Below are 13,593 nucleotides of genomic sequence, written 5' to 3' on the forward strand. Positions count from 1 at the left end.
GCCCCCTTAATTTATCGTTTTTACACCGCTAGCCGATTGCATAAATAAGGGCACAGGGCGTTGTGTTTTTAACTGCACAGACTTAATTTGGCGATTAGTATATTGAGCCCAATCAAGTACGCGTTGTAGGTGACCATTACTATTAACTGATAACTTACCGCTCAAACCGCTAAATTTATTGCCTGGCATTAAGCTCAACTGCCTAATATCGTTAATAACGAGTACTGCATCGTATGCCATGGCGAATAAGCGCTGGCTAATATCTGCTTGCTCGGGCCAAAGCAAATTATACTGCTCACGTAAGTTATGTTGTGTGATTTGTGAATTAAGCATCCAAGGTAATTCTGTGAAATACAGGCCGTCTAAATCGCCTTTGTCGGTTGAATCAATTTGCTTACTGTGACTTTTTGAGCTCGCATACAGCGGAATTCGCTCTGAGAATGTACTCACATTTACATCAAGGTAGGGCTTAATTAAGCGTGTTTCTATTGCATCACCTAAAATATAAATTACATCAATATCACTGCGTGAGCGTGTTTCACTTTCAACTTCTTGCTTAAATAAGGCTTTTATTGTTTTTATACGCTCTTTAGATTGATCAACTTCTAATAAGCTACTAATCGTTTTTGGCATGTCTTGATTGTTTTCATAAAAACCAATTTGAGGTTTAGTCTCGCTGTAGCGTTGCCATTGCTGATTAAAAAAATCAACTAAGCGCTGGCCATTCGTATTTTCTGGAGCGAGTAGCATGGGTTTTTGATACCCCATAGCTAGAAAATGCTCTAAAGCTTGTTCAACTTCGTGCTCTGGGTTTAGGGCAAAATAGTAGTGTTGGAGCGAAATAGTGTCTCCATCGAATGTATTTAAATGCAACGTAGGAATATTAATAAGCGTTTCAGCTGCCGTAAGCTTATCTATGTTCGCTTTAAGTAGTGGCCCAACTACAAAGTCAGGGTTAATTTGGTCAAGTTTTGCTGCAATGTCTGCAGTACTTAAATTTTCATCAATAAAAATAGCTTCATTAATATTTTGTTTATCTAATGCGGCTAAAGCTCCTGCTTTTAAAGCATCACCTAGGCGTTCGTTAGGACCTGATTGAGGGAATAACAAAACTAAGCGGTCAATGTTCAAAGGTGCTAATTCAACAAAGTTTTCATCTTGTTTAGGTAACACGGCTCCAGCAGGGTGCCCCACGTAACGGCGTCGCCAATTATTTATTGCTTGATCTAACTCTACACCGCTACCTGCATATACTTGATGGTATAAAGCAAGATTTACCCAGCCTTGTTGAATAACTGAGCCACGGTTAAAACGCTCCAGCGCATAAGAAGAAAGCTGTTTTAGGTTATCCCATAATTGTTGGTCGAGTTGTGGTATATCAATATTATTTTTTGTAGATGTTTCTGATGCTCTAAAAAAATAGGGAGTCGCTTTTTTAGGGAAATTTTGTGAGGCGTAAATACTGGCTGTTAAAAACTGATGCCATGCAAAGTGTTCAGGTTGTGTCAGTTGACCATCTAACGATTGTAAAATAATCAAAGACTGGTCATTTTTATTTTGTTGCTTTTGCGCGTATGCAATATAAAGGCGATTTTGAGTTTGATCAACACTCGCTGTTAACTCTAGGTCGCTACCAATTTGCTCTAATAATGGCCAGTTCTTCTCAGAAATAGCAGCATCACGTGCGCTATACAATAATTGTATTTTATCTGCACCTTCGCGATTTACGGCCAATTGATAGATAGATTGAGCATTAGTCGCTTGATTTTTTAGCGCATTAGCACTGCTGCTGAAGTTATCGCTTTTTTTAATTGGTTTTTCGGTTGTGCTACACGCCGATAACCCTGACAATATAATTAATAGACCAACTAGTTTAAGTCGCACAATGATTTCCCAATACGTTAACGCGATTTGCTTATATTACTGACTGACGCAGGAGACCTCAATGTTAAATGAGGAGAATTCACATAAAATTGGCACTCTTTACGTTGTTGCCACCCCAATTGGCAATTATGACGACTTAAGTCAGCGTGCTATCGCGACATTATCGCAGGTTGACTTAATCGCTGCTGAAGACACTCGCCATACAGGTAAGCTCCTTAGCCATTTTGGTATTAAGGCAAAAACATTTGCATTACATGATCACAACGAAAAACAAAAAGCACAGCAAATTATCGACCAGCTTAATCAAGGATTAAATATTGCTTTAGTATCGGATGCAGGCACGCCACTCATAAGTGACCCTGGATATGCGGTTGTAAACTTATGTCGTGAGCAAGGGGCAAGCGTAACCCCAATACCAGGTGCGTGCGCTGCTATAACCGCGGTGTGTTGTTCAGGGCTGCCTACCGATCGTTTTCAGTTTATTGGCTTTACGCCCGCTAAAAGTAAGGCTCGCCAAGATTTTTTTATTGATGCTATTAACTCAAGTATTACCAGTATAATGTATGAAAGTACGCACCGTATTATGGCAAGTCTAGACGATTTAGAAACTGCACTTGGCAGTGAACAGCAGGTCGTATTTGCCAAAGAGCTAACTAAAACGTTCGAAACTTTTTTTAATGGCTCAGTGAGTGAGCTAAAGCAGTTTTTAACCGATGATCCCACTAAGCAACGCGGCGAAATAGTTCTCATGCTGCCTGGCAAACCTAAGGTGGTAGACGACATTCCACCAGAGGCTCGTAAAATGTTGGCTCTACTTGAAAAAGAAATGCCAATGAAAAAAGCGTGCGGTGTTGTAGCTGAGTACTTTGGCATGAAAAAAAATGCACTATACAAAACAATTATTGAAGAAAAAGAGTAAATATTACTGCGCTTGGCTTTAGCGTCATGTATACTGCGCGCCGAGTCAGCCAAGATAATCGCTGCCTGTGACGAAAATGATCAGGGGGAGGAAAGTCCGGGCTCCACAGGGCAGAGTGCCAGCTAACGGCTGGGGGGCGTGAGCCCACGACAAGTGCAGCAGAGAGAAGACCGCCAACTTCGGTTGGTAAGGGTGAAAGGGTGCGGTAAGAGCGCACCGGGCCGCTAGTAATAGTCGGTTGCAAGGTAAACTCCACTCGGAGCAAGACCAAATAGGGTTCCTTATGGCGTGGCCCACGTTGGAACCGGGTAGGTTGCTTGAGCCATAGAGCGATTTATGGCCTAGACGAATGATTATCACTTTCTTCGGAAAGGACAAAACCCGGCTTATAGGCTGACTCACTCATTCAATAAAAAGCCCGCAGTTAACGCTGCGGGCTTTTTTGCATCTAAATTTTATTAACTTAAATAATATTCTTTCCTTGTTCAGGATCCCTTGACTGCTCTGCCTGTTCGCGTATTTCGTCAGTATCACTGCTTACATCGTTAAGTGTTTCGGTTTGCTCGTGGGTTTCCGGTGGTTTCTTTTCATTTAAACGCTCTTTTACTGCTGAGCTTGAAAATTCCTTGCCAGAGGCATTTAATAAAATTCGTTCTCTAGCATCATCCGGCATACTTATATTTTGCTCAGTAAATTCATTAACTAGTTCACGCATAAGCTGAGAGCTTACTTTAAGTGGACTATGCTGCTCGCTATTAACCCAAAAATATAAAATAAAGTTTATTGTTGATGAGCCTAAATTTTTTATAAGTACTTGTGCTGGGGGATCGTTTAATACGGCCGTTTGTTTGTTTGCTATATTTAGAGCAAGCGTTTGCGCGCTGCGTATGTCGTTATCGTAGCCTATACCTATTTCCACTTTACCGCGCATTTTGGGGTTGGCAGTTAAATTTTTGATGGTATTTTTATATACCGTAGCATTTGGAATTTGAATGTGATTACCATCGTAATCAACAAGCGTTGTGGCACGAGCCGTTACTTTTTTTATAACGCCTAAACGTCCATCTACTTCAATTACATCGTCTATTTTAAACGGGCGTTGTACACTTAAAAGTAAGCTTGCTATAAAATTTTCTGCGATGTCTCTAAAAGCAAAGCCTAATATTAAGCCTATTAAACCGGTCCCACTCATTATGGCTACCGCAAATTCAGTAAGCCCTGCTAAACGTAAAAACAGATATAGGCCTAATAAAATGACTAAAGTGCTAATTCCGCGCCTTACAACCAGCAATACTAGCTTACTATCGGTTACTAAATTGATAGGTTTTATGAGCAAGCGTGAAAGAGGGCCTGCTGTAAAATAGCTGATAGTGAGTAAGAGTAAACCTAACAATAAGGTGGGTAATATTTGCGCTGTAGCGTGAACTAATTGCATGCTTTGGTCATAAAAAAATTGCCACGAAAACACATTTCCTTCCATTACGGGGTTCAATGAGGGGGTACTGGCAGCTGATGGTACGTCTGATGCTATTGTAGGCATTGGGTTTCTTCCGTGTTTAGTTACTTTTACTTTAACAGCAAGTTTAATACCAAACACCTTTTTTAAGTTGGCAGTTATTTTGCTTCATTAAAGTACTAACTATAGTGAGATTAAGTATGAAAAAGCCAAAAAGAGGTCAACATGCAGAGCAACCAGCACATATTCCAATTAAGGGCTGGTGGGATATTGCTAAGCGTATTTTTGCGCGCATGAGCAAAGACAATTTATCTTTGGTTTCTGCCGGAGTGGCATTTTATGCGTTACTTGCTATTTTTCCAGCTATTGCTGCTTTGGTTTCTATATACGCTTATTTTGCTTCACCTGCAGAGATCAGTGAGCACCTTAGGCAGTTTACAACCTTAATACCAAATAGTTCGCGTGAACTGATTTTATCGCAAATTTCAGAGCTCACGCAAAGCTCTCAGGCGCGGCTAACTTTAGGGGCGTTAGGCACGTTATTACTCACTATTTGGAGTAGCTCTAAGGGAAGCCAAGCATTAATTACAGCCTGCAACATAAGTTATCATGAATATGAAAAACGTTCTTTCTTGAGGGCGCAGTTTGTTCGTTTTATGTTTTCGGTAGGTGCTATTTTAGTCGCTATTTTTGCGCTATTGATTATAGGTATTTTGCCTATAGTACTAAATTTAGTAGGTCTCAAAGACAGTATTGATTTGTTAATTAAGGTCGTGTCGTGGCCAATACTAGCCCTTACGTTTAACTTTGCATTGGTGCTTTTATACCGTTACGCACCGCATAGAAAAGCGGCTAAATGGCGTTGGATAACGCTCGGCTCTGCTATTGCAACCGTATTTTGGATTATAGCATCTATTGGCTTTTCATTTTATGTATCGCGCTTTTCAAGTTATAACGAAACTTATGGATCCTTGGGTGGGGTGGTCATCATGCTAATGTGGTTATATATAAGCGCGTACATCGTCACCATGGGAGCCGTTATTAACGCAGAAACAGAGCAGCAAACGGCAAAAGACAGCACAATTGGACCAGAGAAAGAGCTAGGTGAACGCGGCGCGTATGTTGCTGATCACCTGGGTATCAAAAACGATTAATCAATCGTTACTCTGCTGCAATTATTGCTGTAAGTTGATCTTTAAATTCTTGTGCTGCAGGGCCTAATCTATCAACATCGTTACACATTAAATATAAGTTAAGAGGACGCGTAATGCCTTGCTCAAGGTTTAGTACCTTGAGTGTATGATCATTAATAAGATGAGTGACTTGATCAAACGGAAGCCACGCGTAACCTAGATTTTGGCTCACCATATCAATTGAATTACGTAAGTGGCTAACGGTCCAGCGCATATCTGCGCCTAACCAACCTTCGTCTTGGTTAGTGTGTGTTGCAGAATCGCGCACTACAATTTGTCGATGTTGTTTTAAATCTCGAAAGCTTAATTGTTCTTCATATTTGTTAAGTGGGTGATTTTTATGCGCTACGGCAATAAATTCAACATCAGTTAATTTGCTACAACTAATGCCATAAATAGGAACTGATGAAATAGCTAAATCAACCACCGCATTGTTAAGTAATTCATTGGCGCCGGTTAGCACGCTTTCGATCAAATCGATTTTTAGTAATGGATAAAGCTCACTTGTTTTAGCAAGTGCTTGATACAAAATGGGCTGAGGGAATACTTCATCAACTGCTATTTTTAATGTACTTTCCACTCCTTCACTTAGTGTATTTGCAACAGATTCTATTTTATTCGCTTCTTCAATTAAAAACTCTGCACGGCGTAATATAAGTTTTCCACTTTCCGTTAAAAACGCTTTACGGCCTTTCACCTCAAGTAGTTTTATTTGCAAAGCGGCTTCGAGTTTTTGCACTGCATGATGAACCGTTGACTGGCTTTTAAATACCGCGGCACTGGCGCCAGCAAAACCACCATGTTCTACCACGGCTTTAAACATCCGCCATTGATCTAATGTGGGTTTTGCCATTTGAAATCCTGTTAGAAATTTATTTGCTTCTTGGACTTGACCGTATAGACGCATTTTTAATTGCATAACAGAAATAGATTAATTTATGTTTTAACCCAGCCCTAACAAAATTCATTAATCACGGTAAGTTTACTTTGAAAGAATTACCTTTTTCTCAGCAATAAGATCCATAAAATCGCTTTTATTTAAAGGCTTGGAAAATAAGTAACCTTGCCCATAATCACAACCAGCCTCAGTTAGTAGCTGGTATTGTAATGGTGTTTCAATGCCTTCTGCTATTACTTTTAAACCAAGCTGGTGAGCCATTACAATTATTGCTTCACACAACGATAGTTCTTGGCTATCAGCTTGAATATTATCAACAAAGCGTTTATCAATCTTTAAGTAGTCAGTATCCATTTCCTGCAAGTAGGCAAGCGATGAGTAGCCTGTACCAAAATCGTCAAGCGCCAGTTGCATCCCTGATTTCACAATTTGCTTGAGGCGCTTTTGCGTCAGTTCCTCAGGGTTAACCATTAAGCCTTCTGTTATTTCAGCAACAATAGAAGAGGGGGAAATTTTAGCGGCATCAAGCATGGCATACCAATCATCAATACCACTATTAGCAGTAGATAATTGTACAGGGGAGACGTTTACACTTATTTGAAAATCGTCATCAGTAAATTTTTTTATATCGGTGAGTGTTTCTATTGCTTGGGAAAATACAAATTGGCCAATGGCATTAATTTGCCTTGTTTCTTCAGCAAGAGGAATAAACGCAATAGGGCTTATTAACCCTTTTTGTGGATGTTGCCAGCGTATTAAGCCTTCAGCCTTGTGTATATGTAAACCGTTTAGCGACACTATAGGCTGATAAAATAATTCGAACTGGTTATATTCTATTGCACAGCGTAAGTCTTTGAGTAATAACATACGAGCTTGTGCTTGCTCTCTCATATCACGAGAGAAAAATTCAAAGCCATTACGGCCATTATTTTTAGCCTTATACATTGCCTGATCGGCTGCTTTTAATAGCTGCTCGGTATTTTCACCATCTTCGGGCGCACAGGCTATACCCATGCTGGCACTTATAAATACTTCTTCATTTTCAACATGTATCGCAGACGATAAGCTTTGTAAAATATTGCTAGCAATCTGGTTTATATGGCGAGTACTTTTAATATGATTAAAAACAATAACAAATTCATCACCACCAATACGCGCAACAAATTTGGCATTTTTAGCTGAATTTACAATACGCTGCGACACCACTTTTAATAGGTTGTCTCCATAGTGGTGGCCTAAAGTATCATTAATATCTTTAAAATGATCAATATCTAAAAGCATCACTACAAAGCTTTCATTATTTGAATTAGAAAACTGTTTATTTAGTCGTATTTTAAGCTCTAATCGATTTGGTAAATCGGTCAAATGATCGAAGTGAGCTTGTCGCCAAATGGTTTTATTTGCTTGTATTTTTTCAGTTAAATCAGTAAAGATAGCTATTCGGCGTGCAGGTTTGTTATTTTCATCGTAAACAGTGTCTATATTTAGCCACTCAGTAAATAGTACCCCATTTTTTTTACGGTTTATAATTTCGCCTTGCCAGCGACCAGTGGCATTTATTGATGCCCAAATTTTTTCATAAAACTCTTTTGAGTGCTCACCTGAAGAAAGTATGCGGGTAGAGTGGCCAATTACTTCGTCTTTAGAATATTGTGTTGTTTCACAAAAGGCAGGATTTACATCAAAAATAATACCGTTGGCATCTGTAATTGCCATACTTTCGCTACTGTTACCATAAACAAGAGACGCTAAGTGAAGCGAGTCTTCATTTACTTTGCGTTGGCTAATATCACGAAGCACAAGTATTAGCTCATCACTTTTTTCAAGATGATTTATGTTCGCCTCAAAATAGTGATCCGCCACACCTGTACTGATTTTAAAATCAAAAGTGATGACGTCTTCGCGGTTGGATGCTTCACTCAAAATTTGTTCAGTGATACCTTCTGGTAATATGTCTAATAAGTTTTCAGGCAGTTTACTGCTTGCGGCGAATAGCGGGATAATGGTGCCGCTAACGTTAAGTATAGTACCCGTATTGTTGAATCTAAGGTACATATCGGGGAGGGCATTTAGTAACCCTGTCAACTCGTCGTGTTTGTTTTTTAAATCGGCTTCTGTTTGCAAACGTGTTTCAGCCATGGCTTCAAAGCGCGTATACAAAGCTGATAATTCAGGACTATTAGGTTTTATTTTATGAGCGGGCATATTGCCTTGTGCTAATAGGTCGGTTGCTTGGGAGAGTTTTTCAATAGGGTAAAAAATACTTTTTTTAATTAAATGGTGGCCAATAAAAGCAATAATTAAAATAGCGCTAAAAAATAAAATAATAGTTTCTAAAAAGTGTTTATTTGCTCGATTAATATATTTATCAGTGGGCGATGTGATGTAAATTTCTAAATTATTGTTATTAATGTCATTATAAATAGTTGCTCGGTGAAAGATTTGATTGACGTTGTTATCGTCTTTAAACATAGCCAATGAGCTATCGCTATGTAAAAAGTGTTTGTTGTTAATTTTTTCCCCTAAAGGTAGCAATGAGTTTGGGTAACTTGCCAGTACAAGGCCATTAGAATCAGCAATAACAGCGTTCGAACCAATTGGGAATTCGGCTTTGTCTAAAGCTGCACTCCACCAGTCAAGTGCAATCACTGTAACAACAACGCCCTTTAATTGCTCTTGCTTATCAATAATAGGGTGAGCAAAGTTAACACTGGGTGCTTGAATGCTTCTGTCGTATTGAAAATACCCAATTGAAAAGCTTTTATTTGCTATGGCATTTTTAAAGTATTGCCTATCACTAATAGACACATTTTTTACTATGCCATTGGTTACACAAATTAAGTTTCCTTTGTCATCAACTACACCAATATTGGCAACGTTTGTGTAGAGCTCTTGTATTTGGTAAAAATAGCCAGGGCACGTGTCCGGAAGTTTAGGTTTTGCAGCAATTGTGTTTGCTAAAAACCGAGTGAGTTGCTCAGTTTCTCCAATCATTGCTGTTTGTTGGTGGGTTAAATGCTTAGCAATATTAACGACTTTTTCTTCGCTTTTTTCAATCGCAGCCTCACGTTCTGCCCATAGGGCTAAAAATGTCACAAGAATGCCCGGGATACTAATAATGATTAGTAACCTATAAAATTGACTTTTGAGCGATGAGGTTAAAATACTCTGTCCCTTTTTTGAGTAAATTTAATGGTGATTGTAGTCAATAAAATATAAAAAAACCATATTTTATAAGTTGTTATGAAAAAATATTTTACTATCAAATCATTCTAAAAAAACGAATGGTTAGCGCGATATAAAGACATGGTTGTTTGGTTTTATCAGTGCTTAAATAAGTATAGATAATATTTCAGATAGTGATTTAAAAAATGAATATAGCAAAAATATTAACATCTTATGCAACTCAAGATGGTGACGGTGTCAATATAAGCCGTATCCCTGGATTCGATGGTAAATACCTTGACCCGTTTTTAATGATCGATGAGCTCAAGTCAGATAACGAGGCTGATTATATGGGCGGTTTTCCTGCGCATCCGCACCGAGGTATGGAAACGTTTACTTATATTATTAAAGGAGGATTTGAGCACAAAGATCAAATGGGTAATAAAAAAGCGATCAGAGCAGGCGATGTGCAATGGATGAGTACAGGCAATGGAGTGATCCACAGCGAAATGCCTCTGCCTGATGCCAAAGACGGACTCCATGGTTTTCAAATTTGGATCAATATGCCAAGCAAAGAAAAAATGCGCGATCCCATTTATCAAGATACAACGCAAAGCCCAGCTCCAACCTTTAAAAATGAAAGCGGTGTTACATTAACTGCCCTTGCTGGTTCATGGCAATTTGAGGCAGTTGAATTAACATCAAGTATTCAAAAGCTCTCTGCAAATGCCGCTTTAGCCGATGTAACTTTACCTGCTGGTAAGCAGCTAAAGCTTGCTCCTTTAAAACAACAAAATGTGATGCTTTACATACATTCGGGATCCCTTATCGCGCCAGATAATCAAACATTCAAGGCGGGTAAGTTACTAATTTTAGAGCAAGGTAGCGATATTGATATAGCAACGCAACATGGTGCAGGTGTATTAATTTTAGCGGGTAATCCGCTCAAGCAACCCATTGCACACATGGGGCCATTTGTTATGACAACACAAGCCGAAATACAGCAAGCCGTTCATGATTACCAAAATGGTCAATTTGGCACACTTATTTAATTTTTGAGGAGCAAATAATGGGATTACTTGTTAATGGTCAATGGCAAGATAAATGGTATGACACAGATTCAAGCGACGGAAAGTTTGAGCGTGAGGCCGCGCAATTACGAAATTGGATCACGTCAGACGGTAGCGCAGGTGAAACTGGCGAAGGTGGTTTTAAAGCTGAGGCTGGGCGTTATCATTTATATGTTTCGTTAGCGTGCCCTTGGGCACACCGCACACTTATTTTCCGTACGTTAAAAAAGCTTGATGAACTTATTTCTGTATCGATTGTAAGCCCTGACATGTTGGCTAATGGCTGGGAGTTTGATCAAAATAACCACAGCACGGGTGATGCCTTATTTGCTAGTGATTACTTACACCAAGTTTATACTAAAAATAATTCTAATTACTCAGGACGAGTAACTGTTCCTGTCTTGTGGGACAAAAAACAAAACAAGATAGTTAGTAATGAATCTGCCGATATAATACGCATGTTTAATAGTACGTTTAATGAAATAACAGGTAATAAAGACGATTACTACCCTGAATCACTTCGTAGTGAAATCGATGAACTTAATGCGTTAGTTTATCCAAATATTAATAACGGTGTTTACCGAGCTGGATTTGCAACAACAACGCACGCGTACGAACAAGCATTCGACGATGTGTTTACAGCTCTAGACAAAGTTGAAAAAATACTGAGTAAAAAACGCTACCTTGCGGGTGACAAAATTACGGAAGCAGATTGGCGCTTATTTACAACGTTAATTAGGTTCGATTGTGTGTATGTAGGGCATTTTAAATGCAATTTGCGCACAATTGAGAGTTACCCTTCGTTGAGTGGATACTTAAGGGATTTGTACCAAGTTGAGGGAGTTGCAAATACGGTTGATTTCTATCATATCAAGCGGCATTACTATTTTAGCCACACTATGATTAATCCCACCCAGATTGTACCAAAAGGGCCAGAAATAAATTATTTGCAAGCACATGGCAGGGCATAGTTAACCAGCTAACCAATTAACCTAATTAGCCAGCCGTATTTTCTTATGAGGCTGGTTTCACTTTTACCGGATTGAACGGCAACGCCAGCTATAAATGCGCTGCTTAAGCCTACTTTACTGGCTGCAAAACGCTTTAATCGGTATACGAACGCGGCTTGGTGTTGTCGCTTAAGCTCGCTTTGTAAATCCATTTGTTTAGTCAGTGCTTTTACGTTTGCACCAGGGTTTTTAATCAACATATCAACTAACATATTAATGTCCTTGTAAGTTTAATAATTGTTTAATGCTTTTAAGGGTTTTGCTAAAACCTATTTTGTTGCTTAAATACGCAACGCTTTTCCATAGCCAAAATAAGCATGCGACCTGTAATAGTGTAACGGTTGCAATACTTACCCACACAGAACCAAATAGGTCGTATATCGCATAACCTGCTGCACCTAATACGCCCGCCCACAACAAAACCAAACCACTGGCAAAACAGCCTAAAAATATAGAGATCAATGCAAGCGATCTTAACGATAAGCGCCATTCAGCCTTTGCAAGCTGGTGGGTGATCTTTCCTTGAGTATGATAATCATCCTTGAGCTGTTTTGAATACGTTAAGAGTTTTGCAATATGATCTTGCCAATCGTCCTTTTGATACTGTTGATCAGTCGTTTGGTTTTGCGCTTTACCATCCTTGGTTGTGCTCGAGTGGAAATTTTCCATCAGGTTTTACTTACGACGGAACAATGACGTAATTAACATACCCGCTGCAAATGCAATCCCTGCTGTAGCTAAAGGATTTTCAGATGCGAAGGCACGTGTTTTAGCTGTGCACTCGCCTAGCTTTTCGCGAGCAATCAATTGCTTTTCGCTAAGTGCCTCAGCAGAACTAGATGCACCTTTTCTCACACTACTTTCAGCTGTTGCTGCTTTTGTAGACAGTGCATCAACAGCATCGTGAGCAGCTGATGTTGCTTTTTCTGTCAGTGGGGCATCAGTCGTTTGTGCTTTAGTGTCAGACTTAATATCTGTAGTCGTATTTTGTTTAGTCGTCGTAGCAGTAGCCATAATCAATCCTTAATGAGTAAAAGTATTTAAGTAGTGCATTAACTGAAGCAACAATTAAACCAGACTGTGATGTTTACATAAGATGTTGATTTTATTTGTTATTGTATTTTGTTGGTGAAGCATTTTGAATATATAATAAAAACGATGTAGTAACTCTTACTGCCGATCTAAGTAAAAATTACAAAGTGAGTAAAACCCGCTAAAAAATTGTAATTATTCACTGTTTATTCAGTAATCAAACCATGTAAACAAAAAGTTATTAAAATGGATAAAAATATTTTTTTGTTTGTATCTCCACTTTTTCCCACGTAATTCAACCGCTTCGCCTGAACCCTTATTTTTTCTAGCTTAGAGACTCGTTAAAGGAGGTCAGCTTACTTGACAAAAAGGCTTGTCAAGCCCTAAACTGGAGCACTGTGGTAAAAAGTGGTTTTTAGTGGATCAAACTGGATCAGCATAGATTAATAGCTGATTAAAATAATTTAAAGCAGGCTAATTATGTTCCGTGGCGCGAGTTCACTGAGTTTGGATGATAAAGGACGTTTTGCGGTGCCGACCAAGTACCGAGAATCGCTGCTATCTGAAGATCAGGGAACAGTGATTTGTACCGTCGCGTTAAATGAGCCCTGCTTGTGGTTGTATCCATTGGCTGAATGGCAAGAAATAGAAAGTCGTTTAGCTAAGATTTCCAATATGAATCCACGCGCCCGTCGAATGCAACGCATGTTGTTAGGCAATGCGACAGAGTATCAACTTGATAAAAATGGTCGGATTTTGTTAGCGCCGTCGTTACGTGCGCATGCAGACCTTGGTAAAAAAATAATGCTAGTTGGGTTAATGAATAAATTTGAAATCTGGGATGAAGCGCGTTGGAACGAGCAAATGCGCCAAGACACTGAGCTTGAGAGGCTAGGTGATTTTGAGCCTAATTCAGATTTAGATAACTTTACACTTTAACGGCACAAAAAAAGGCAAACAATAGCT

At 39.2% G+C, this 13,593-nt stretch carries 12 protein-coding genes and 1 other RNA gene; 6 read left to right on the plus strand and 7 right to left on the minus strand.

Annotated features, from left to right (window positions below):
* Nucleotides 1–6: 6 nt before the first annotated feature.
* Nucleotides 7–1,884: a penicillin-binding protein activator gene (locus PS1M3_RS02670; protein ID WP_203986144.1), complete on the minus strand. Its 1,878-nt coding sequence runs from the start codon at nt 1,882–1,884 to the stop codon at nt 7–9.
* A gap of 61 nt (nt 1,885–1,945) precedes the next feature.
* Here PS1M3_RS02670 and rsmI point away from each other — a divergent pair, with 61 nt between their 5' ends.
* Together rsmI and rnpB are read left to right on the plus strand one after the other, a co-directional pair.
* Nucleotides 1,946–2,803, plus strand: a complete 858-nt coding sequence (gene rsmI, locus PS1M3_RS02675; RefSeq protein ID WP_203986146.1) for a 16S rRNA (cytidine(1402)-2'-O)-methyltransferase — start codon at nt 1,946–1,948, stop codon at nt 2,801–2,803.
* A 41-nt stretch (nt 2,804–2,844) separates the two neighbouring features.
* Nucleotides 2,845–3,208, plus strand: an RNA gene (gene rnpB, locus PS1M3_RS02680) — RNase P RNA component class A.
* Between the two features lie 58 nt (nt 3,209–3,266).
* On the opposite strand, the gene PS1M3_RS02685 is transcribed toward rnpB, so the two are convergent.
* Complete coding sequence (locus PS1M3_RS02685) at nt 3,267–4,283, minus strand: mechanosensitive ion channel family protein (RefSeq protein WP_371816609.1); 1,017 nt, start codon at nt 4,281–4,283, stop codon at nt 3,267–3,269.
* A gap of 176 nt (nt 4,284–4,459) precedes the next feature.
* On the opposite strand from PS1M3_RS02685, the gene PS1M3_RS02690 reads away from it, so the two are divergent.
* The gene (locus PS1M3_RS02690) at nt 4,460–5,413 is read left to right on the plus strand and encodes a YihY/virulence factor BrkB family protein (protein ID WP_008130339.1); all 954 of its coding nucleotides are present in this window, start codon (nt 4,460–4,462) and stop codon (nt 5,411–5,413) included.
* Between the two features lie 7 nt (nt 5,414–5,420).
* On the opposite strand, the gene PS1M3_RS02695 is transcribed toward PS1M3_RS02690, so the two are convergent.
* The gene (locus PS1M3_RS02695) at nt 5,421–6,305 is read right to left on the minus strand and encodes a LysR family transcriptional regulator (protein ID WP_058429143.1); all 885 of its coding nucleotides are present in this window, start codon (nt 6,303–6,305) and stop codon (nt 5,421–5,423) included.
* A 129-nt stretch (nt 6,306–6,434) separates the two neighbouring features.
* Nucleotides 6,435–9,446 (minus strand): EAL domain-containing protein, encoded by a 3,012-nt coding sequence (locus PS1M3_RS02700; RefSeq protein WP_203986150.1) that lies wholly within the window; start codon nt 9,444–9,446, stop codon nt 6,435–6,437.
* Nucleotides 9,447–9,721: 275 nt separating this feature from the next.
* On the opposite strand from PS1M3_RS02700, the gene PS1M3_RS02705 reads away from it, so the two are divergent.
* Nucleotides 9,722–10,567: a pirin family protein gene (locus tag PS1M3_RS02705; protein WP_203986152.1), complete on the plus strand. Its 846-nt coding sequence runs from the start codon at nt 9,722–9,724 to the stop codon at nt 10,565–10,567.
* Nucleotides 10,568–10,584: 17 nt separating this feature from the next.
* Nucleotides 10,585–11,556, plus strand: coding sequence for a glutathione S-transferase family protein (locus PS1M3_RS02710; protein ID WP_008126784.1), 972 nt, complete (start codon nt 10,585–10,587; stop codon nt 11,554–11,556).
* An 8-nt stretch (nt 11,557–11,564) separates the two neighbouring features.
* Here PS1M3_RS02710 and PS1M3_RS02715 read toward each other — a convergent pair whose 3' ends face one another.
* Genes PS1M3_RS02715 through PS1M3_RS02725 form a run of 3 tightly spaced genes read right to left on the minus strand, consistent with a single transcriptional unit; the run spans nt 11,565 to nt 12,609 of the window.
* Nucleotides 11,565–11,807, minus strand: a complete 243-nt coding sequence (locus PS1M3_RS02715) for a hypothetical protein (protein WP_203986155.1) — start codon at nt 11,805–11,807, stop codon at nt 11,565–11,567.
* Between the two features lies 1 nt (nt 11,808).
* On the minus strand, nt 11,809–12,264 hold the full coding sequence (locus tag PS1M3_RS02720) for a hypothetical protein (protein ID WP_008126785.1): 456 nt from the start codon (nt 12,262–12,264) through the stop codon (nt 11,809–11,811).
* Between the two features lie 6 nt (nt 12,265–12,270).
* Nucleotides 12,271–12,609 (minus strand): hypothetical protein, encoded by a 339-nt coding sequence (locus PS1M3_RS02725; RefSeq protein ID WP_006792135.1) that lies wholly within the window; start codon nt 12,607–12,609, stop codon nt 12,271–12,273.
* 498 nt (nt 12,610–13,107) lie between these two features.
* On the opposite strand from PS1M3_RS02725, the gene mraZ reads away from it, so the two are divergent.
* Complete coding sequence (mraZ, locus tag PS1M3_RS02730; protein WP_006792136.1) at nt 13,108–13,566, plus strand: division/cell wall cluster transcriptional repressor MraZ; 459 nt, start codon at nt 13,108–13,110, stop codon at nt 13,564–13,566.
* The last annotated feature ends 27 nt before the right edge of the window (nt 13,567–13,593 follow it).

The organism is Pseudoalteromonas sp. PS1M3 (assembly GCF_016865405.1).
Classification (GTDB): domain Bacteria; phylum Pseudomonadota; class Gammaproteobacteria; order Enterobacterales; family Alteromonadaceae; genus Pseudoalteromonas; species Pseudoalteromonas marina.